This window comes from Streptomyces sp. NBC_01210 (assembly GCF_036010325.1).
Lineage (GTDB): Bacteria > Actinomycetota > Actinomycetes > Streptomycetales > Streptomycetaceae > Streptomyces.
In genome coordinates this window covers 7,868,035-7,887,567 of sequence record NZ_CP108549.1, presented here as the reverse complement: position 1 = coordinate 7,887,567, position 19,533 = coordinate 7,868,035, and the positions used below count along the sequence as shown (strand labels likewise).

The window sequence follows — 19,533 nt, the reverse complement described above, 5'->3', positions numbered from 1 at the left end:
GAGCGCTCTCAGATGGGGAGGAACGTAAAACTCCTGAAACAGAGGTGTCAATACGCGGGACACAGGGAGTAGTTCGCGCCGAGTCCAAGCCGTTATGCCTTCGAGTCTTGACGGGGCGGACGCCTCCGGGGCACGCTCCAGACGCATCTCTGAGAGCGCTCTCAAGCGATCTCGCTCCACCGAAGCCAAGGGAGGCTTCCCATGCCCAACGCCCGAGCCGCCAAGAGAACCGCGGTCCGCCTGGGTGCGGTCGCGCTCGCAGGGGCACTGCTCGCCGCCTGTGGATCCGGATCGTCGGACGGCACATCCGACAGTGCGGGCGGCAAGGTCACACTCACCGTGGACCTCTTCGGATCCTTCGGCTACAAGGAGGCCGGGCTCTACGCGGAGTACGAGAAGCTCCACCCGAACGTCAAGATCAAGCAGACCGACACCGAGGACGAGCAGGACTACTGGAAGTCGCTGCAGACGCGGCTCGCCGGCGGTGGCGGCCTCGCGGATGTGCAGGGCATCGAGGTGGGCCGGATCGCCGCGGTCACCCAGCAGCAGTCCGACAAGTTCGAGGACTTGAAGCAGTACGGCGCCGACAAGCTCAAGGACCAGTTCGCCGAGGCCAAGTGGTTGGCGGCGACCGGCAAGGACGGCCAGGTCCTCGGCCTGGGCACGGATGTCGGCCCGGAGGCCATGTGCTACCGCTCCGACCTCTTCAAGCAGGCCGGTCTGCCCACCGACCGCGCGGAGCTCGCGAAGAAGTGGTCCACCTGGGACGGCTATCTGGCGCTCGGCAAGGAGTACAAGAAGAAGGCTCCGGCCAAGAGCGCCTGGATGGACAGCGTCGGCAGCCTCTACACAATCATGATCGGCCAGGAGAAGGAGCGGTACTACGACGCCTCCGGGAAGCTGATCTACGAGAACAACCCGGCGGTCAAGGCCGCCTGGGACGCCTCGGCCGAGGCGGCGAAGTCGGGCCTGAGCGCCAAGCTCGACCAGTGGTCACCGCAGTGGAACCAGGCGTTCTCCGCCGGCTCGTTCGCCACCATGCCCTGCCCCGCCTGGATGCTCGGTTACATCAAGGGCCAGGCCGGTGACGCCGGCAAGGGCAAGTGGGACATCGCCAAGCTGCCCGCAGGCGCCGGCAACTGGGGCGGTTCGTATCTCTCGATCCCCCGTGCCGCCAAGCACAGGAAGGAGGCGTACGAGCTGATCCAGTGGCTCACCGCCCCCGAGCAGCAGGCCAAGCTCTTCACCAAGCAGGGCAACTTCCCGTCATCGACCGGCGCCATCGCCAAGGTCGCGGCGGCCAAGGACCCGTACTTCTCGGACGCGCCGATCGGCCAGATCTTCGGAGACGCCGCCAAGGCGGCGCCCGTCCAGGTCCTCGGAGTCCATGACAAGAGCGTCGCCGACCAGATCACCAACGCGCTGAGCGAGGTGGAGCGCAAGGGCACCTCGCCCGACAAGGCCTGGTCGACGGCGAAGAAGAACGTGGAGAACGCCACCGGCTGACCCAGCGGTGCCGGGGAAGTGCGGGACGCCACCCGAACCTCCCCGGCACCGCGCGACTTCCTCGGGCCGGCCCTGATTCCCGGCCGGACCGGCCTCCGGCTGCCGGTCTTGCCCAACCTCCCGTTCCCACTCCTCGAAGGGCCGCACCGTGACCCTCACCGCCAGCGCGAAGCCGGTCTCCCCCCGGCCTTCGGCCGCGCACCGCACCTGGCGCACGCTCTCGCCGTACGCCTATATCGCTCCGTTCTTCGCCTTGTTCGCCGCCTTCGGGCTCTTCCCGCTGATCTACACGGCCTTCGTCTCGCTCTACCGGGTCGAGCTGCAGACGCCCGGGGAGATGGAGTGGCGTGGCTTCGGCAACTACACCGCGCTCTTCGGCGACGAGATCTTCTGGACCGCACTGGGCAACACGTTCACCATCGGGGTGCTGTCCACCGTCCCCCAGCTGGTGATGGCGCTGGGCCTGGCCCACTTGCTCAACTACCGGCTGCGCGGCCGGGCTTTCCTGCGCACGGCGATGCTGCTGCCGTACGCGACCTCCGTCGCCGCCGCGACCCTGGTCTTCGCGCAGCTCTTCGGCCGCGATTTCGGCCTGATCAACTATGTGCTGGGCCTTGTCGGTTTCGATCCGGTGGACTGGCAGGCCGGGACGGTCTCCTCGCAGATCGCCGTATCGACCATCGTCATCTGGCGCTGGACCGGCTACAACGCGCTGATCTATCTGGCGGGCATGCAGTCCATTCCGAGCGAGCTGTACGAAGCCGCCGAGATGGACGGGGCCTCGCGCTGGCGGCAGTTCATCCATGTCACCCTGCCGGGGCTGCGTCCCACGATCCTCTTCACCGTCGTCGTCTCGACGATCGGCGCCACCCAGCTCTTCGGTGAGCCGCTGCTGTTCGAGGGGTCCATCTCCGGCGGTATATCGCACCAGTACCAGACGCTCGGTCTCTATATGTACGAGCAGGGCTGGGGTTTCTTCCACCTGGGCCGTGCCGCCGCCATCGCCTGGGTGATGTTTCTGCTGATCCTGGTGCTGGTCGGGGTCAACGCCCTGATCGCGCACCGCCGTTCCCGCAAGGAGGCCGGCCGATGACCGTGCTCGCCGCTCCGCCGACCGAGCCGCCCGCCGCGGGCACACGACCCGGACCCACGCGCCGGAAGAGGACCCGGGCCGGGCGCACGATGCAGGGCGGCAAGCTCGCGTACGCGATCCTGATCGCCGCCGTCCTCGTCTCGGCGTTCCCCTTCTACTGGACGATCGTCGCCGCCAGCCGCTCCAACGCCGATCTGGCGAAGGTGCCGCCGACGCTGCTGCCGGGCTCGAATCTGTTCCACAACTTCCAGGCGGTGATGGAGGAGGCCGATATCGGCAAGGCTCTTCTCAACTCCTTCATCGTCTCCGGCTCGATCACCGTCGGCACGGTGCTCTGCTGCACGCTCGCCGGATTCGCCTTCGCCAAACTGCGCTTCCGCGGCCGCGGCGCGCTGCTGGCGGTCACGGTGGGCACGATGATGATCCCGCCACAGCTCGGTGTGATCCCCCTCTTCATGCTGATCGCCAAGCTGCAGTGGGTGAACCAGCTGCAGGCCGTGATCCTGCCCGGTCTGGTCTCCGCCTTCGGCGTGTTCTTCATGCGGCAGTACCTGGTGCAGTCGCTGCCGGACGAGCTGATCGAGGCGGCCAGGGTCGACGGCGCATCCACCGCCCGGATCTTCTGGTCGATCGTGGTGCCGATCGCCCGGCCCGGTATGGCCGTGCTCGGAATGCTGACCTTCATGGCCGCGTGGAACGACTTCTTCTGGCCGATCGTCGCGCTCTCCTCGCAGGAGCCGACCGTGCAGGTGGCCCTGCGCCAGCTCGGCGGCGGCTATGTCCACGACCAGTCCGTGATCATGGCGGGCACGCTGCTCGGCACTCTCCCGGTGCTGCTCGTCTTCGGTCTGCTCGGCCGGCAGATCGTCGGCGGCATCATGCAGGGCGCCGTCAAGGGCTGACCCCCCTCCCCCGCACCGCTCCATCTCTATTCCTGGGAGTTCCACGTCATGACCGCTGTCGACGCACGCCCCGAGACGACGACGGACCTCCGGTTCCCGGCCGGATTCCGCTGGGGCACCGCCACCGCCGCGTACCAGATCGAGGGCGCCGCGGCGGAGGACGGCCGTACGCCGTCCATCTGGGACACCTTCAGCCGTGCGCCGGGCAAGGTTCGCAACGGCGACACCGGCGACATCGCCGCCGACCACTACCACCGGATGCGCGAGGACGTCGCCCTGATGAAGCAGCTCGGCGTCACCGACTACCGGTTCTCGGTGGCCTGGCCGCGGGTGCAGCCGACCGGGCGCGGCCCCGCCGTACAGAAGGGACTGGACTTCTACCGTCGGCTCACCGACGAGCTTCTCGAGGCGGGCATCCGGCCGGTGGCCACGCTCTACCACTGGGATCTGCCGCAGGAGCTGGAGGACGCGGGCGGCTGGCCGCAGCGCGAGACCGCCCAGCGTTTCGGCGAGTACGCCGGGATCATGGCGGACGCGCTCGGGGACCGGGTGAAGACCTGGACCACGCTGAACGAGCCGTGGTGCGCCGCGTTTCTCGGTTACGGCTCCGGCGTGCACGCCCCGGGGCGCACCAGCGCGAGTGCTTCGCTGCGCGCCGCGCACCATTTCAACCTGGCGCACGGGTGGGCCGCGCAGACGCTGCACGCCGCGCTGCCGTCGACGTCCGAGATCTCGCTGACGCTCAATCTGCACGCGGTGCGGCCGCTCACGGACTCCGAGGGCGACCGGGACGCGGCTCGCAGGATCGACGCCGTCGGGAACCGGATCTTCCTCGATCCCGTGTTCCACGGCCGCCTTCCGGAGGATCTGGTCCATGACACGGCTACGGTGACCGACTGGGCCTTTGTCCAGGACGGCGATCTGGACATCATCTCCACGCCGATCGACTCGCTGGGCATCAACTACTACTCCCCCACGGTCGTCGGGGCGGGGTCGTCGGACTCGCCCTCGCCGTGGGCCGGCGCGGAACAGCACGTCCGCTTTCTGCCCGCGCCCGGTCCGCGTACCGCGATGGACTGGCCGGTCGATGCCGACGGCCTGCACGAGCTGCTGATCCGGCTGCGCGACGATCTGCCGGGCGTACCGCTGGTGATCACCGAGAACGGTGCCGCGTACGACGACTACGCCGATCCGTCTGGCGCGGTCCATGACCCCGAGCGGGTGGCGTATCTGCGGTCCCACCTCGCGGCGGTGCACCGGGCGATCGAGGACGGCGCGGATGTGCGCGGCTACTTCCTGTGGTCGCTGCTGGACAACTTCGAGTGGGCCTACGGCTACAGCAAGCGGTTCGGCATCGTCCATGTCGACTTCGCGACCCAGCGCCGTACGTTCAAGGACAGCGCCCGCTGGTACGCGGACGTCATCGTCCGGGGCGGGCTGCCCGGCTGAGCCGGGCGGCCCGTCGCGCCTCGCGCGCGAGCGGGAGGTAACGCAGTCGCTCGGGGAGCACGGGAACCACGGCCCGTACGACCCGGGCGACTCTGCGCAGCCGCCGCTCCTGCTCGTCCGTCCACTCCAGGCCGATCGCCTCGCGTGCGTCGGGCGGCATCAGCCCGATCGTCATGAAGCGGCGGAAGCGGGCGAGCGGAGGCAGCAGCAGCGGCCACACCGTCCTGAGCAGCACTCTCACCGCGAGCGGCCCGCGGTCGGGCGGCGGCACCGGCTGGTCCGTGGCGATCAGTTCGCGTACGACGACGGTCGCTTCTATCTCGTCCGCGAGCACCTTGCGGTAGTACGGCCAGAACTCCTCGATCGTCTGCGGCATGTCACGGTCGTGGATGCCGAGGATCCGGCCGACCTGGAGCCACTCCGCGTACAGCTGCCGCTCCTGGACCTCGGTGAGCGGAGGCGCCAGATAGCGCAGCGCGTGCTGGTAGACCGGGAAGCCGGTGGCGTGGACCCAGGAGTAGGAGGCAGGGCTGAGCGCGTGGTAGCGACGGCCGTGGGCGTCGGTGCCCCGGATCGTCTTGTGGAGCTCGCGGAGTCTGCGGCCCTCTTCGACCGCCGCCTCGCCGCCGTACACCCAGAGCTGGAGCGAGTGCAGGGAGCGCTCTCCCCGGCCCCAGGGGTCGGTGCGGAAGACGGAATGGTCGTCGACGCCCGCGCCGACGGCGGGGTGAGCGACCTGCAGGGTGAGGGCGGCGGGCAGCATGAGCAGGGCCCGGACGTCGCCGGCGTAGGTCCAGAGCACTCCGCCGGGCGGGAGCGGTACGGGTTCTGCTGCGGCCCTGCTCATCTGTGCGCTCCTGGCGGGTCCGAGCCCGGTCTGAATCAGTGTCAGCGCTGTTGACGAGGCCCGTGAACAACTCGGTAGTAATTGTAAACTGCGACGCTCCCGTGCGGGAGGGAACGTGAGCCGTGACAGCCGGTTACGCGGATGCGCAGGATGGACCCCACCCCGGCATGACGAACTGACGACATGGGTCCGCACAGTGCCACGCCCTCCTCGTGCGCCCGCCGGCGGGTGCGGGCGGCGGCATGGCGGGATTCGGCGAGCACGGCCTCGTAGTCGGCGTGTTGGGCCGTGGCGTCGGCGCGCAGCGGCTCGGCCCGCTGGACGGCGCCGTCGATCCTCCAGACGTGCGAAGAACCGTACGGGTTGCAGGAGTTGGTGTGATCGTGGGCCTGTGGAAAGAAAGTGGGCACCTGGTCATTACCAGGAGGTAACTCCGGCTGATTGGATGTGCGGCGCCGGTCGTACCCCCCACCAGACTCTGGAGTCCTTGTGCCGCACTCCGTGCTCCGCCGTATCCCTGGCGCGGCCCTGTCCTCCGCCCTCGCCGCCGCCGTCCTCACCGGAACGGCTCCGACGGCCTCCGCCGCACCGGCGGAGGCGACGCCGTCCCTCAAAGTGCTGACGTACAACACCTTCCTGTTCAGCAAGACGCTGTACCCCAACTGGGGCCAGGACCACCGGGCCGCGACCATTCCCGCGACCACGTTCTTCCAGGGCAAGGACGTCGTCGTTGTGCAGGAAGCCTTCGACAACTCCTCGTCGGACGCGCTGAAGCAGAAGGCCGCAGCCCAGTATCCGTATCAGACCCCGGTGATGGGGCGGAGCAAGGACGGCTGGGACGCGACCGGCGGTTCGTACTCGGCCGCCACCCCCGAGGACGGCGGGGTCGCGGTGCTCAGCAAGTGGCCGGTCGTCCGCAAGGAGCAGTACGTCTACAAGGACGCCTGCGGGGCGGACTGGTGGTCCAACAAGGGCTTCGTCTATGTCGTGTTGAATGTGAACGGCGCGAAGGTGCATGTGGTCGGAACGCACGCTCAGTCGACCGACCCCGGCTGCGGCGCGGGCGAGGCGGCGCAGATGCGCAGCCGCCAGTTCAAGGCCATCGACGCCTTCCTCGACGCCAAGAACATCCCGGCTTCCGAACAGGTCCTGGTCGCGGGCGACTTCAATGTCGACTCGCGGACGCCGGAGTACGCGACCATGCTCGCCGACGCCGGCCTCGTGGGGGCGGACGCGCGCACCGGGCACCCGTACTCCTTCGATACGAAGGAGAACTCGATCGCCTCCGAGCGCTATCCCAACGACCCGCGCGAGGACCTGGACTACGTCCTGCACCGGGCCGGGCACGCAAAGCCGGCAGGCTGGACGAACGAGGTGATCAAGGAGCAGAGCGCGCCCTGGACGGTCTCCAGCTGGGGCACGAAGTACACCTACACCAACCTCTCCGACCACTACCCGGTCGTAGCGTCAAGGCAGTAGTCGCAAACCCTTCGCAGCTGGTCAGCGGCCGCTTTTCGGCAGTGGCTGCAAGGGATTTGATGCGCCAGGGTGGTGACCATGACGGGTCACGGGCACGTCCATGGTCACCACCATCACCACACCCAGGACCGCATCGACGCCGCCCTCGAACGATCGGCCGAGGGGCTGCGGACGCTGTGGTTCTCCTTCGGTGTGCTTGCCGCCACGACCGCCGTCCAGGCGGTGATCGCGACCGCGTCGGGTTCGGTGGCGCTGCTCGGTGACACGGTCCACAACGCCACCGACGCGCTGACCGCTCTGCCCCTCGCCCTCGCCTTCATCCTCGGCCGGCGGGCGGCCACCCGCCGCTACACCTACGGCTTCGGCCGGGCGGAGGACCTGGCGGGCGTCTTCGTGGTGCTGGTGATCGCCGCGTCGGCGGTCTTCGCCGGGTACGCGGCGCTGCGGCGGCTGTTCGAGCCGCAGGATGTCAGCCATCTGGCCGCAGTGGCCGCGGCCGGTCTGGTGGGTTTCACCGGCAACGAGTGGGTGGCAAGGGCCCGGATCCGTACGGGCCGCAGGATCGGGTCGGCCGCGCTGGTGGCCGACGGACTGCATGCCCGGAGCGACGGTTTCACCTCACTGGCCGTACTGCTGGGCGCGGGCGGAGCCGTACTCGGATGGCGGTGGGCCGATCCGCTGATCGGGCTCGCGATCACGGGGGCGATTGCGGTGGTGCTGCGCGGTGCGGCGCGCGAGATCTGGCACCGGGTGATGGACGCGGTGGACCCGGCGCTGGTCGACGAGGCCGAGCACGCGCTCTCCCATGTCGAGGGCGTACGAGCCGTGCGGGACGTGCGAATGCGCTGGCTCGGGCACGATCTGCGGGCCGAGACCTCGATCGTGGTCGACCCGGCGCTGACGGTGCGGCAGGCGCATGCGGTGGCCCTGGCCGCCGAGCACGCGTTGCTGCACGGGGTCCGGCGGCTGACCGCGGCCACGGTCCAGGTCCATCCGTGACTCCCCCGAACGGGTGGGTGGTTCGGCGTTCTCGCGGCTTCTGGATGCATGGCGGGGTCATGCCACGTCGCGTCCGCGCCCCGAACTGATCCAGACCAAACTTCTCCTCGAATCCCCCCACCGCGGACTCGTTCGAAGGAGAAGCCCCCATGAGACGCACGCTCCGCGCGCGCATCTGCCTTTCCGTCATCCTCGCCCTGCCCGTCGTCGGCCTGGGCCCGGGCACCGCCGGGGCCGCCCCGGATCCGGTGCCGGGCGTCACCGCATCCCCGACGCATTACGGCCTCGACAGCATGCTCGAACGCGCCCTCGGCGACCACAGCGCCGGTTCGTATCTCGACGCCAAAACGGGCGAACTGGTCGTCACCGTCACCGATGCAGCCTCGGCCGACAAGGTACGGGCCGCCGGCGCACGCGCCAAGCTCGTCAAGCGCAGCACGGAACGGCTCGAAGCGGCCATGGACACCCTCGAGGCCCAGGCGAAGATCACCGGCACCTCGTGGGGCATCGACCCCTCGACCAACCAGGTCGCGATCGAAGCCGACCGGTCTGTCTCCGCACCCTCCATGACCCAGCTGCAGAAGGTGGCCGCAGGTCTCGGCGACGCCGTACGGATCAAGCGTGTGCCCGGAGTCTTCAAGAGGGAGGTAGCCGGCGGCAACGCGATCTACGGCGGCGGCTTCCGCTGCTCGGCGGCCTTCAACGTCTCGAAGGGCACGGCCCGATACTTCCTGACGGCCGGTCACTGCACCAACGAGGCCGTCAACTGGTATGCGTCACCCGGCGGCCCGATCATCGGGCTACGAAGGGGGACCAGCTTCCCGGGCAACGACTACGGCATCGTGCGGTACACCGGTGGCGCCCTGCCCGCCGGCAACGTCAACCTCTACAACGGCAGCTACCAGGACATCACGACCGCGGCCAACGCCATCGTCGGCCAGGCCATCCGGAAGAGCGGCTCCACCACGCACGTGACCAGCGGCAGGGTCACCGCCGTGAACGTCACCGTGAACTACGTCGAAGGGCCGACCTACGGCATGGTCCGCACCACCGCCTGTTCGGCCGCCGGCGACAGCGGAGGTGCGCACTTCGCCGGTTCCATCGCCCTGGGCATCCACTCGGGCAGCTCCGGCTGCACGGGCACCAACGGCTCGGCCATCCACCAGCCGGTGCGGGAAGCACTCAGCGTGTACGGCGTGGCTGTGTACTGATTGGCCGACCTTTGGCTGACCGACTCGCTGATGCGTGCGGGCGTGCCATCCATGGGGCACGCCCGCCGCGCTGTTCGCTTCGGCGCCGGCCCGACGCGTGCCGCGGAGGCCGAGCAGTGCGGCCGAGCAGTGCCGCAGCGCGACGCTCAGCCCTCGTGGTCGTACACCGTCACCGATATCCCCCGCGCCGTCAGCCGCCCCGCTATCAGCGGCTCGATCCGCGACCACTTCCCGCCCGCGAGACCGCACCCGATCCGCGGCATATGGACGGACGCCCCCAGCTCCGCCGCCTTGCCGGCCACCGCCCCGAGCGCCGCGTCGATCGCCTCGTACCGCACCGGAACCCCCTTGCTGCCGGTCCGTATCCCCCGCTGCCCCACCATGTTCGCCACCCACAGATACGGCGCCACCTGGACATACTGCACGGCGCCGAGCCCGAAGTCATTGCCCGCACGCTCCCGGTGCCAGCGGCGGTACGCCGCCTCCGGCTCCGGCCAGCGGCGCGATATCGCCAGCACGAAGCCCTTCCCCCAACCGCCCAGGTCGTTGCAGACATGCGCGATCAGCTTCACCCCCTTGCCCTGCGGCGCGGTGGCGTCCCCCCGTACGTACTCGATCTCGGACATGCACCCACCGTACGGACCACCACTGACAATCGGCGGACGCTTTCACAACAGTGGTGAGACAGCAATACTGTTGCACTGCACGGAGACCAGGAACGGCAGCGGGAAGCGAGGCGCACAGATGGCGACCGAGACCGAGGAGCCGACGCTCACCGTCGACGAGCTGGCCGCGCGCGCCGGGGTCACCGTACGCACCATCCGCTTCTACAGCACGCGCGGACTCCTGCCGCCGCCGGCAATCGGGCCCCGCCGCGTCGGTCACTACGGACCGGACCATCTCTCCCGGCTGGCCCTCATCGAGGAGCTCCAGCACCAGGGCATGACCCTCGCCGCGATCGAACGCTATCTGGAGCAGCTGCCACCGGACCTGAGCGCGCACGACCTCGCGATCCACCGTGCGCTGGTCGCCTCCTGGGCGCCGGACTCGGCCGAGGAGGCGACCCGCGCCGACCTGGAGCGCCGCGCTGGCCGCACGCTGAGTGAGCAGGACATCGACCGGCTCGCGGCGATGGGTGTCCTGGAGCGCGCGGACGTCTCGGCGGGATCGGACGGCTACCGGCTCGACCCGGGCCTGCTGCGGCTCGGTGTGCAGCTGCTGGACGTACCGATCGCGCACGAGACGATTCTCGCCGCCCGCACGGTCCTGCTGGAGCACACCCGCTCGGCGGCGCGTGAGCTCACCAGGCTGTTCCGGGACGAGGTATGGAATCCGTACCGCGAGCAGGAGCCGGACCCCGAGCAGGTGGCGGCGATGAAGTCGCTGTCCGCCCATATGCAGCCGATGGTGGTGCAGGCGCTGGTGACGGCCTTCCAGCGGTCGCTCAAGGAGGAGCTGCGGGCCGCGTTCAGCCAGCAGGACTGACGCGGGCCGCGTCCAGCCGGGAGAGCTGAGCGCGGCCCGGGACCGGCGTCACGCGTCGGTGAAGACCTCGCCGCGCTCCGCCTTCTCGACCAGCAACGCAGGCGGGTTGAAGCGCTCGCCGTAGCGCTCGGCAAGCTCACGCGCGCGCGCCACGAAACCGGACAGCCCGCCCTCGTAGCCATTGATGTACTGCAGCACACCGCCCGTCCAGGCGGGGAAGCCGATGCCCATAATCGAGCCGATATTGGCGTCGGCGACGGAGGTCAGCACGTTCTCCTCCAGGCAGCGCACAGTGTCCAGCGCCTCGGAGAAGAGCATCCGCTCCTTCATGTCCTGGAAGGGCACATGCAGGTCGGAACGCGTGAAGTGCTCGCGCAGGCCCGGCCACAGCCCGGTCCGCTTTCCGTCCTCGCCGTACTCGTAGAAGCCCGCGCCGCCACTGCGGCCCGTGCGCCCGAACTCGTCGACCATCCGGTCGATCACCACGTCCGCCGGATGCCCGGCCCAGCTGCCGCCTGCCTCCTCGACCGCGCGCTTCGTCTCGTTGCGGATCTTCCGCGGGAGGGTGAGGGTCAGCTCGTCCATCAGGGAGAGCACCTTGGCCGGGTAGCCGGCCTGGGCTGCGGCCTGCTCGACCGACACGGGGTCGACGCCCTCGCCGACCATCGCCACGCCCTCGTTGATGAACTGACCGATCACGCGCGAGGTGAAGAAGCCGCGCGAGTCATTGACGACGATCGGGGTCTTGTTGATCTGGCGGACCAGGTCGAAGGCGCGGGCCAGCGCCTCGTCGCCGCTGTGCTGGCCCTTGATGATCTCGACGAGCGGCATCTTGTCGACCGGCGAGAAGAAGTGCAGCCCGATGAAGTCGACGGGCCGTGACACTCCTTCGGCGAGGACAGAGATGGGCAGCGTCGAGGTGTTGGAGCAGAGCAGCGCGTCCGGCTCGATGATGTCCTCGATCTCCTGGAACACCTTGTGCTTGAGGGCGGTGTCCTCGAAGACCGCCTCGATCACGGCGTCGCAGCCGGCGAGGTCCGCCGGGTCGGCGGTCGGCGTGATGCGCGCGAGCAGTGCGTCACGCTTGGCCTCGGTCGTACGCCCCCGGGAGAGCGCCTTGGCGAGCAGCTTCTCGGAGTACGCCTTGCCCTTGGCGGCCGCGTCCGCCGTGACGTCCTTGAGGACGACCTCGATGCCCGCGCGGGCGCAGGAGTAGGCGATGCCCGCACCCATCATCCCGGCGCCGAGGACGGCGACCTTGCGGACGGGGCGCGGCTCGATGCCCTTGGGGCGGTTGGCGCCGGAGTTGACGGCCTGCAGGTCGAAGAAGAACGCCTGAATCATGTTCTTGGCGATCTGCCCGGTGACCAGCTCGGTGAAGTACCGGGCCTCGATGATCTGCGCGGTCTCGAAGTCGACCTGGGACCCCTCGACGGCCGCCGCGAGGATATTGCGCGGGGCGGGGTAGGGCGCGCCGGCGGTCTGCTTCTTCAGGTTCGCGGGGAATGCGGGCAGGTTGGCGGCGAACCGCGGGTTGGACGGGGTCCCACCGGGGATCTTGTAGCCCTTGACGTCCCAGGGCTGCTGCGATTCGGGATGGGCGTCGATGAAGGCGCGGGCCTTGGCGAGCATCTCCTCGTCGGTGGCGGCCACCTCGTGGACCAGGCCGTTCTCCAGTGCGCGCTGCGGGTTGTACTGGGTGCCCTGCAGCAGGACCTTCAGCAGCGCGTCCGCGATGCCCATCAGCCGTACGGTGCGGGTGACGCCGCCGCCCGCGGGCAGCAGGCCGAGGGTGACCTCGGGCAGGCCGATCTTGGAGCCGGGCGCGTCGAGGGCGATGCGGTGGTGACAGGCGAGGGCGATCTCGTAACCGCCGCCCAGGGCCGCGCCGTTGATGGCTGCGACGACAGGCTTGCCGAGGGTCTCGATCCGGCGCAGAGCGCGCTTGATGCCCATGCCGGCCTCGAAGGCGGCCTCGGCGTCCTCGGGACCGGCCTTGATCATGTCCTTGAGGTCGCCGCCCGCGAAGAAGGTCTTCTTGGCGGAGGTGAAGATGATGCCGCGGATGGAGTCCTTCTCGGCCTCCGCGCGGTCGGCGATCGCGGCGATGGACTCCTTGAAGGCCTGGTTCATCGTGTTGGCGGACTGGTTGGGGTCGTCGAGGACGAGGGTGACGACGCCGGTCTCGTCCTGTTCCCAGCGGATGGTGGTGCTCTCGGTCATTGCGGAGTCTCCAGGAGGTCTTGGTCAGGTCGTTTCGAGCGATGGCGGTGTCGGCGCGGAGGGTGTGGGCGCTGCCGCTCGAGTGCCGGCCGTTCGGGGTGCCGGCCCGGGGGCGCGCCGCCGCACCGCTACACGCGCTCGATCACCGTGGCGATGCCCATGCCGCCGCCCACGCAGAGTGTGACGAGGCCGTACCGCTTGTCCTGGCGCTCCAGTTCGTCCATGACCGTGCCGAGGATCATCGCGCCCGTCGCACCGAGCGGATGGCCCAGCGCGATCGCGCCGCCGTTGACGTTGATCTTCTCCAGCGGGATGTCGAGATCGCGGGCGAAGCGCAGTACGACACCGGCGAACGCCTCGTTGATCTCGACCAGGTCGATGTCGTCCATCGTCAGTCCGGCCTTGGCGAGCGCCTTGCGGGTGGCGGGGGCGGGACCGGTGAGCATGATGGTCGGCTCGGATCCGGAGACCGCGGCCGAGACGATCCGGGCGCGCGGCGTGAGTCCGTACCGCTCGCCGACCTCCTTCGTGCCGATCGCGACGAGCGCGGCGCCGTCGACGATGCCGGAGGAGTTGCCCGCATGGTGGACGTGGTCGATCTTCTCCACCCAGTGGTACTTCAGCAGCGCCACGGCGTCGAAGCCGCCCATGTCGCCGATGCCTGCGAAGGAGGGCTTGAGCGCGGCGAGGGAGTCCGCGGTGGTGCCGGGGCGCATGTGCTCGTCGTGGTCGAGGACGACCAGGCCGTTGCGGTCCAGGACCGGTACGACGGAGCGCTCGAAGCGGCCGTCCTTCCAGGCTGCCGCGGCCCGCTCCTGGGAGAGCGCCGCGTACTCGTCGACATCGCGGCGGGAGAAGCCCTCGATGGTGGCGATGAGGTCGGCGCCGATACCCTGCGGTACGAAACCGGTGTCGAAGTTGGTCATCGGGTCGGCGAACCAGGCGCCGCCGTCGGAGGCCATCGGCACCCGCGACATCGACTCGACACCGCCGGCCAGCACCAGGTCCTCCCAGCCCGAACGGACCTTCATCGCCGCCATGTTGACGGCTTCGAGGCCCGAGGCACAGAAGCGGTTCTCCTGGACGCCGGCGACGGTGTCGGGCAGTCCGGCGGCGATCGCCGAGATGCGGGCGATATCGGAACCCTGGTCGCCTACCGGACCGACCACGCCGAGCACGATGTCGTCGATCGCCGCCGGGTCAAGACCCGGGAAGCGGCTGCGGAGTTCGTGGATCAGACCGACGACGAGGTCGATCGGCTTGGTGCCGTGCAGGGCGCCATTGGCCTTGCCGCGCCCGCGCGGAGTGCGGATCGCGTCGTACACATACGCTTCGGTACTCAAGACTGCAGCCTTTCGAGGGTTATGTCATGCGGGTTGCGTTTCGAGGGTTGTGCAATGAGGGCCGGGCGAGTCCGGGAGTTCAGCCGAGGATCGAGCGGCCGATGATTTCCTTCATAATCTCGGTCGTACCGCCGTAGATGGTCTGGATACGGCCGTCCGTGAAGGCTTTGGCGACGCGGTATTCAGTCATATAGCCGTAGCCGCCGTGCAGTTGGAGACAGCGGTCGGCGACCCGCTTCTGAAGTTCGGTGGCCCACCATTTGGCCATCGAGGCATGGACCGCGTCGAGTTCCCCGTTCGAGTGATCGACGATGCAGCGGTCGAGGAAGGTACGGGTGACGGCGCACTCGGTGGCCATCTCGGCAATTTCGAAGCGGATGTGCTGGAGCTTGGAGAGCGGCCGCCCGAAGGCCTCCCGCTCCTTGACGTACTGGGTGGTGATCTCCAGCAGATATTCGGCACCGGCGATTCCGGCGACGGCGATGCCCATCCGCTCCTGCGCGAGGTTGGTCATCAGATGGACGAATGCGCCGTTCAGTTCACCGAGCAGGTTCTCCTTGGGGACGCGTACGTCGTTGAAGAACAGCTCTGCCGTGTCCTGGGACTTCTGGCCGATCTTGTCGAGATTACGGCCGCGCTCGAAGCCCTCGGTGCCGCGCTCGACGACGAGCAGCGACAGCCCTTTGGCGCCGCCTTCGGGCGTCGTCCTGGCGACGACGACCACCAGGTCGGCGAGGATGCCGTTGGAGATGAAGGTCTTGGAGCCGTTGAGGATCCAGTGATCGCCGCGGTCCTCGGCGGTGGTACGGATGCCCTGGAGGTCGGAGCCGGCGCCCGGCTCGGTCATCGCGATGGCGGTGATGATCTCGCCGCTGCAGAAGCCGGGCAGCCAGCGCCGCTTCTGCTCCTCGGTCGCCAGGCCGGTCAGATACGGGCCGATGATGTCGTTGTGCAGTCCGAGCGCGAGCCCGGCGGCGCCCGCCCTGGTGAACTCCTCGGCGAGGACGGCGCTGTAGCGGAAGTCGGTGTTCCCGCCGCCTCCGTACTCCTCCGGCACGGCGAGGCCGAGCAGCCCCTGCCGGCCCGCGGCGAGCCAGGCCTCCCGGCTGACGATGCCGTCCTTCTCCCACTGCTCGTAGTGCGGCAGGACCTCCTTGGCGAGGAAGGTTCGTACGGTCTCACGGAACGCGTCGTGCTCGTCGGTGAAGATCTGGCGCTTCAACGGTCGTCCTCCTTGGCGGTGCCGGCAAGGCCGGGAATGTCCCAGTCGAGAGCGACCTCTGCGGTGTCCGCGCCGGGCTGGGCGGGCGGACGCACCACGGCGCCGGGCGTGGCGGAGAAGCGGGGCGCGGGTGCGGGCTGGGTGAGTCCGCTGTGCTCGACGAAGGTTCCGCGGGCCGCGAGATGCGGATGCGAGGGAGCCTCGCCGAGCGAGAGCACCGGCGCCACGCAAGCGTCCGAACCCTCGAAGACGGCGGTCCACGCGTCGCGGGTCTTCGTCCTGAAGCGGGCGGCCACAGCGCCGCGCAGCTCGCCCCAGCGGGCGAAGTCCTTACGGGCCGGGACCTCGTCCTTGATCCCGAGCAGCTCGATGAACTCGTTGTAGAACTGCTGCTCCAGGGCCCCGACCGCCATGTACTCGCCGTCGGCGGTCTCGTAGTTGCCGTAGAACGGGCAGCCGCCGTCGAGCAGATTCGACCCGCGCCGGTCCTGCCAGCCGCCGGCCGCCATCATTCCGTGGATCATCGTGGCCAGATGAGCGGCTCCGTCGACGATGGCCGCGTCGACGATCTGGCCGGCGCCGCCCTCGGTGCGGGCGTGCTGCAGCGCGGCGAGCACCCCGATGACGAGATAGAGCGAGCCGCCCGCGTAGTCGCCGACGAGGTTGGCCGGTACGGCGGGCGGCTCGCCGGCCTTGCCGATCATGCCGAGAGTGCCGGTGATGGCGATGTACGCGATGTCGTGTCCGGCGCGCTGGGCGAGCGGGCCTTCCTGGCCCCAGCCGGTCATCCGTCCGTACACGAGCTGCGGATTGCGCGCGAGGCACTCCTGCGGCCCGACCCCGAGGCGCTCGGCGACACCCGGCCGGTATCCCTCGATGAGTACGTCGGCGCGTTCGACCAGGTCGAGGACCTGGTCGGGGCCGCCCTCGGCCTTGAGGTCGATGAGCACCGAGCGTTTGTTGCGGTTGGTGAGGTCGTAGGCCGGATCGATGTTCAGCCCCGCACCGCCGGGCCGGTCGACCCGTACGACATCGGCGCCGAGGTCGGCCAGCACCATGGCGGCGAACGGGCCGGGCCCGATGCCCGCCAGCTCAACCACACGCACCCCGGCCAGCGGGCCGTTTCCTGTCGCCGCCATTGAGCCCCCAGCACTGTGACACAAATGATGTAACACCAGAGATGGTAAGAACGCGTTCCACTCCACACAAGGGCCTGGGCCGAGCAAGCGCTTAGAACCGGCCGCCGCCGACTCTGGGAATTCCGGCCCAAACCGCATGTTTACGGCCAATATAGGAGGTGAGCTCGGATCGTCGTCGCACGCTCGGCCTTCGCCCAGCGGCCCGCCGCGTTGATGACCGCGCTGCGCCGCGACGCCCGGTGGGCATGTCCTCACGCTGGATCCGGCCCCGGGGGCCCGGCATGTTACCGATGGGAAACGCATCTACTGTCAAGCTCGTTCGCACGCTAGCCTCAGCCACCGACAGGACCGCGGGGGCAACGGCGGAGGGGCCATTGAACAGGCAGAACGGTACCGATCGCGCACAGCGCCCGTACGACATCGTGCTCTTTGGAGCCACGGGATTCGTCGGTGTGCTCACCGCGGAGTACCTCGCGGCGCACGCGCCGGACGATTGCCGCTGGGCCGTCGCGGGCCGCAGCCGTCAGAAGCTGGAGCAGCTGCGCAAGCGCCTTGCCTCGGTGAATCCCGGCTGCGCCGAGCTGCCGCTGATCGAGACGGACGCGGACGACCCCGACGCGCTGCGCGAACTCGCCGAGTCCACCCGTGTGGTGGCGACGACCGTCGGCCCGTATCTCTGGTACGGGGAGGCGCTGGTTTCCGCCTGCGCGGAGGCCGGGACCGACTACGCCGACCTGACCGGCGAGCCCGAGTTCGTGGACCTGATGTACGTACGTCATGACGCGCGGGCCCGGGAGACGGGGGCGCGGATCGTCCACGCCTGTGGCTTCGACTCGATTCCGCACGACCTCGGCGCGTACTTCACCGTGCAGCACCTTCCGCAGGACGTGCCGCTGCGCGTCGACGGATTTGTACGCTCCAACGCCACGTTCTCCGGCGGTACGTTCGCCTCGGCGCTCACCGCGATGAGCCGAGGACGGCAAATGCTGCAGGCTGCGCACGAACGGCGACTGCACGAGCCGCGGCTGATGGGACGCCGGGCGCGGGCTCCGCTGGGCGGGCCGCGGTTCAGCCGCGAGACCGGCGCCTGGGCCCTGCCGCTGCCCACGATCGACCCGCAGATCGTGGCGCGATCGGCGGCCACGCTGCCCCGCTACGGCCCCGACTTCCGCTACCGGCACTATGCGGCCGTCCGGACGCTTCCGATGGCGGCGGGCGGTGTGACGGCTTTGGGCGCGCTCTACGGTCTGGCCCAACTGCCGCCCGCCCGGCGCTGGTTGTCGGAACGCCTCAAGCCGGGTGAGGGGCCTGACGAAGAGCGCCGGGCGAAGAGCTGGTTCTCGGTGCGCTTTGTGGGCGAGGGCGGCGGTCGCCGGGTCTTCACCGAGGTCTCGGGTGGTGACCCGGGCTACGACGAGACGGCGAAGATGCTCGCCGAGTCGGCGCTCTGCCTTGCCTTCGACGCGCTGCCGAAAACAGCGGGCCAGGTCACGACCGCCGTAGCGATGGGTGATGCGCTGCTGGAGCGACTGCAGACAGCCGGGATCACCTTCCGGGTGGCTGCCACACGCTGAGGTCAGGTGCCGGCCGCCAACACGGCCGGCCGGTCAGCCGGGCAGGCCGTCAGCCGGACAGTGCCGTGTAGACCATCGCCCCCACCCAGCCGAAGCCCGCCAGCGCGGACAGGATGAGCACGGCCGTCAGGGTGCGCTCAACGGGGTGGGTGGTGGTCTCGGTGGCGCTGTGCGTCGTCTGTGTCGTCATGCGAGGGAGCCTGCCGATCAGCGCCGGTCATGACATCCGCTCAGATACTCAGTTCCCCTACTCAGTTCCGCTACTCGGTTCCCCGACTGAGTCCTCCGGCCCGGATGCCCGAGTAGCTTCCTCCAGTGCGCGCCGGCAGAGCCGGTCGGCCCGGCGCGTGCTCTCGGGGAGCCGGTAGCGGGACGCGAGGTGGAGGGTGTGGGCACAGGCGTTGTCGAGTGTCGTGCGGTGGCCGACGGAGACGAAGACCGGCTTGACTCCGTCCTGGGTGCGCAACGCCCGGCCGACCTCCTCGCCGTCGTCGGCGAGCAGGGGGGCGAAGTCACCGCGGCGCGGACCGAGTTCGCCGTAACTGAAGACGAAGGGGTTCTTGGCGACGCCGATCACCGGCAGCCCGGTCAGTACGCCGAGGTGGGAGGCGAGTCCGAAGCGGCGGGGGTGGGCCAGGCCATAGCCGTCGCAGACGACCAGACCGGGGTCTGTCGTGAGGGATTCCAGGGCGGCCAGCACGGTCGGGATCTCCCGGAAGGCGAGGAGACCCGGGACGTACGGGAAGGCGACCCGGCCGACCGCCGTGACCTCCTCGACGACGGTGAGCGTCGCGGAGTCCAGGACGACGGCCGCCGCCGCGACGACATCGTGCTCGTCGTCGTACGCCACATCGACGCCCGTCACCAGACCGGTGGCAACCGGCGGCCCCGACTCGTCCAGAACGACCCGCGTGCGCAGTTCGTCCTGGACGGCCAGGGCCGCGGTCTCGTCGGCGGGCCAGGCGGGGGGCGTCTCGATGATCTTCATGGTGCCGCCCAGCCTACGGCCCGGTCGGTCCGGCACCAGGGCCTGATCGCGATTCCCGCCTGGCGTAGCCTGG

17 protein-coding genes are annotated in these 19,533 nt (G+C 69.3%); 9 read left to right on the top strand and 8 right to left on the bottom strand.

All coding sequences use genetic code 11. From position 1 onward, the window contains the following. The first annotated feature begins 201 nt into the window (after window positions 1–201). The 4 genes from OG735_RS35620 (at window position 202) to OG735_RS35605 (ending at window position 4,950) form a co-directional block, all read left to right on the top strand. The gene (locus OG735_RS35620; RefSeq protein WP_327327261.1) at window positions 202–1,506 is read left to right on the top strand and encodes an ABC transporter substrate-binding protein; all 1,305 of its coding nucleotides are present in this window, start codon (window positions 202–204) and stop codon (window positions 1,504–1,506) included. Between the two features lie 148 nt (window positions 1,507–1,654). Continuing rightward, window positions 1,655–2,599 carry a carbohydrate ABC transporter permease gene (locus tag OG735_RS35615; protein ID WP_327327260.1) on the top strand — a complete coding sequence of 315 codons (945 nt, stop codon included), beginning with the start codon at window positions 1,655–1,657 and terminating at the stop codon, window positions 2,597–2,599. Then, window positions 2,596–3,501 (top strand): carbohydrate ABC transporter permease, encoded by a 906-nt coding sequence (locus OG735_RS35610; protein ID WP_327327259.1) that lies wholly within the window; start codon window positions 2,596–2,598, stop codon window positions 3,499–3,501. Before OG735_RS35615 ends, OG735_RS35610 begins: the two co-directional genes overlap by 4 nt. A 48-nt stretch (window positions 3,502–3,549) precedes the next feature. Continuing rightward, window positions 3,550–4,950, top strand: a complete 1,401-nt coding sequence (locus OG735_RS35605; RefSeq protein ID WP_327327258.1) for a GH1 family beta-glucosidase — start codon at window positions 3,550–3,552, stop codon at window positions 4,948–4,950. Here the strand turns inward: OG735_RS35605 and OG735_RS35600 are convergent. After that, a complete protein-coding gene (locus OG735_RS35600; RefSeq protein WP_327327257.1) occupies window positions 4,922–5,797 on the bottom strand; it encodes an oxygenase MpaB family protein in 876 nt (291 codons plus the stop codon). The two genes, OG735_RS35605 and OG735_RS35600, sit on opposite strands and share 29 nt — an antisense overlap. 489 nt (window positions 5,798–6,286) lie before the next feature. On the opposite strand from OG735_RS35600, the gene sph reads away from it, so the two are divergent. From sph to OG735_RS35585, 3 genes are all read left to right on the top strand, one after another. After that, window positions 6,287–7,276, top strand: a complete 990-nt coding sequence (sph, locus tag OG735_RS35595) for a sphingomyelin phosphodiesterase (protein WP_327327256.1) — start codon at window positions 6,287–6,289, stop codon at window positions 7,274–7,276. A 78-nt stretch (window positions 7,277–7,354) separates the two neighbouring features. Continuing rightward, a complete protein-coding gene (locus OG735_RS35590; protein ID WP_327327255.1) occupies window positions 7,355–8,275 on the top strand; it encodes a cation diffusion facilitator family transporter in 921 nt (306 codons plus the stop codon). Between the two features lie 149 nt (window positions 8,276–8,424). Next, window positions 8,425–9,486, top strand: coding sequence for a S1 family peptidase (locus OG735_RS35585; protein ID WP_327327254.1), 1,062 nt, complete (start codon window positions 8,425–8,427; stop codon window positions 9,484–9,486). A gap of 146 nt (window positions 9,487–9,632) precedes the next feature. Here OG735_RS35585 and OG735_RS35580 read toward each other — a convergent pair whose 3' ends face one another. After that, on the bottom strand, window positions 9,633–10,112 hold the full coding sequence (locus OG735_RS35580) for a macro domain-containing protein (protein WP_327327253.1): 480 nt from the start codon (window positions 10,110–10,112) through the stop codon (window positions 9,633–9,635). A 118-nt stretch (window positions 10,113–10,230) separates the two neighbouring features. Here OG735_RS35580 and OG735_RS35575 point away from each other — a divergent pair, with 118 nt between their 5' ends. After that, complete coding sequence (locus tag OG735_RS35575; protein ID WP_327327252.1) at window positions 10,231–10,971, top strand: MerR family transcriptional regulator; 741 nt, start codon at window positions 10,231–10,233, stop codon at window positions 10,969–10,971. Window positions 10,972–11,019: 48 nt separating this feature from the next. Here the strand turns inward: OG735_RS35575 and OG735_RS35570 are convergent, their stop codons facing one another. From OG735_RS35570 to OG735_RS35555, 4 genes are all read right to left on the bottom strand, one after another. Next, window positions 11,020–13,194: a 3-hydroxyacyl-CoA dehydrogenase NAD-binding domain-containing protein gene (locus tag OG735_RS35570; protein ID WP_327327251.1), complete on the bottom strand. Its 2,175-nt coding sequence runs from the start codon at window positions 13,192–13,194 to the stop codon at window positions 11,020–11,022. 128 nt (window positions 13,195–13,322) lie between these two features. After that, window positions 13,323–14,537: an acetyl-CoA C-acetyltransferase gene (locus tag OG735_RS35565; RefSeq protein ID WP_327327250.1), complete on the bottom strand. Its 1,215-nt coding sequence runs from the start codon at window positions 14,535–14,537 to the stop codon at window positions 13,323–13,325. Window positions 14,538–14,616: 79 nt separating this feature from the next. Next, window positions 14,617–15,759 (bottom strand): acyl-CoA dehydrogenase family protein, encoded by a 1,143-nt coding sequence (locus OG735_RS35560; RefSeq protein WP_327327249.1) that lies wholly within the window; start codon window positions 15,757–15,759, stop codon window positions 14,617–14,619. After that, window positions 15,756–16,898, bottom strand: coding sequence for a CaiB/BaiF CoA transferase family protein (locus OG735_RS35555; protein WP_327327248.1), 1,143 nt, complete (start codon window positions 16,896–16,898; stop codon window positions 15,756–15,758). The genes OG735_RS35560 and OG735_RS35555 overlap by 4 nt, the downstream gene beginning before the upstream one ends. 374 nt (window positions 16,899–17,272) lie before the next feature. On the opposite strand from OG735_RS35555, the gene OG735_RS35550 reads away from it, so the two are divergent. Continuing rightward, window positions 17,273–18,472: a saccharopine dehydrogenase family protein gene (locus tag OG735_RS35550; protein WP_327327247.1), complete on the top strand. Its 1,200-nt coding sequence runs from the start codon at window positions 17,273–17,275 to the stop codon at window positions 18,470–18,472. Between the two features lie 49 nt (window positions 18,473–18,521). On the opposite strand, the gene mmpA is transcribed toward OG735_RS35550, so the two are convergent. Next, window positions 18,522–18,662, bottom strand: a complete 141-nt coding sequence (gene mmpA / locus OG735_RS35545) for a morphogenic membrane protein MmpA (RefSeq protein ID WP_327327246.1) — start codon at window positions 18,660–18,662, stop codon at window positions 18,522–18,524. Between the two features lie 57 nt (window positions 18,663–18,719). After that, window positions 18,720–19,460, bottom strand: coding sequence for an endonuclease V (locus OG735_RS35540; protein ID WP_327327245.1), 741 nt, complete (start codon window positions 19,458–19,460; stop codon window positions 18,720–18,722). Between the last annotated feature and the right edge of the window lie 73 nt (window positions 19,461–19,533).

Coding starts and splice junctions, on each gene's coding strand:
- OG735_RS35620 (WP_327327261.1), top strand. CDS start 202: ATGCCCAACGCCCGAGCCGCCAAGAGAACCGCGGTCCGCCTGGGTGCG.
- OG735_RS35610 (WP_327327259.1), top strand. CDS start 2,596: ATGACCGTGCTCGCCGCTCCGCCGACCGAGCCGCCCGCCGCGGGCACA.
- OG735_RS35605 (WP_327327258.1), top strand. CDS start 3,550: ATGACCGCTGTCGACGCACGCCCCGAGACGACGACGGACCTCCGGTTC.
- OG735_RS35600 (WP_327327257.1), bottom strand. CDS start 5,797: ATGAGCAGGGCCGCAGCAGAACCCGTACCGCTCCCGCCCGGCGGAGTG.
- OG735_RS35590 (WP_327327255.1), top strand. CDS start 7,355: ATGACGGGTCACGGGCACGTCCATGGTCACCACCATCACCACACCCAG.
- OG735_RS35585 (WP_327327254.1), top strand. CDS start 8,425: ATGAGACGCACGCTCCGCGCGCGCATCTGCCTTTCCGTCATCCTCGCC.
- OG735_RS35580 (WP_327327253.1), bottom strand. CDS start 10,112: ATGTCCGAGATCGAGTACGTACGGGGGGACGCCACCGCGCCGCAGGGC.
- OG735_RS35575 (WP_327327252.1), top strand. CDS start 10,231: ATGGCGACCGAGACCGAGGAGCCGACGCTCACCGTCGACGAGCTGGCC.
- OG735_RS35570 (WP_327327251.1), bottom strand. CDS start 13,194: ATGACCGAGAGCACCACCATCCGCTGGGAACAGGACGAGACCGGCGTC.
- OG735_RS35555 (WP_327327248.1), bottom strand. CDS start 16,898: ATGGCGGCGACAGGAAACGGCCCGCTGGCCGGGGTGCGTGTGGTTGAG.
- mmpA (WP_327327246.1), bottom strand. CDS start 18,662: ATGACGACACAGACGACGCACAGCGCCACCGAGACCACCACCCACCCC.
- OG735_RS35540 (WP_327327245.1), bottom strand. CDS start 19,460: ATGAAGATCATCGAGACGCCCCCCGCCTGGCCCGCCGACGAGACCGCG.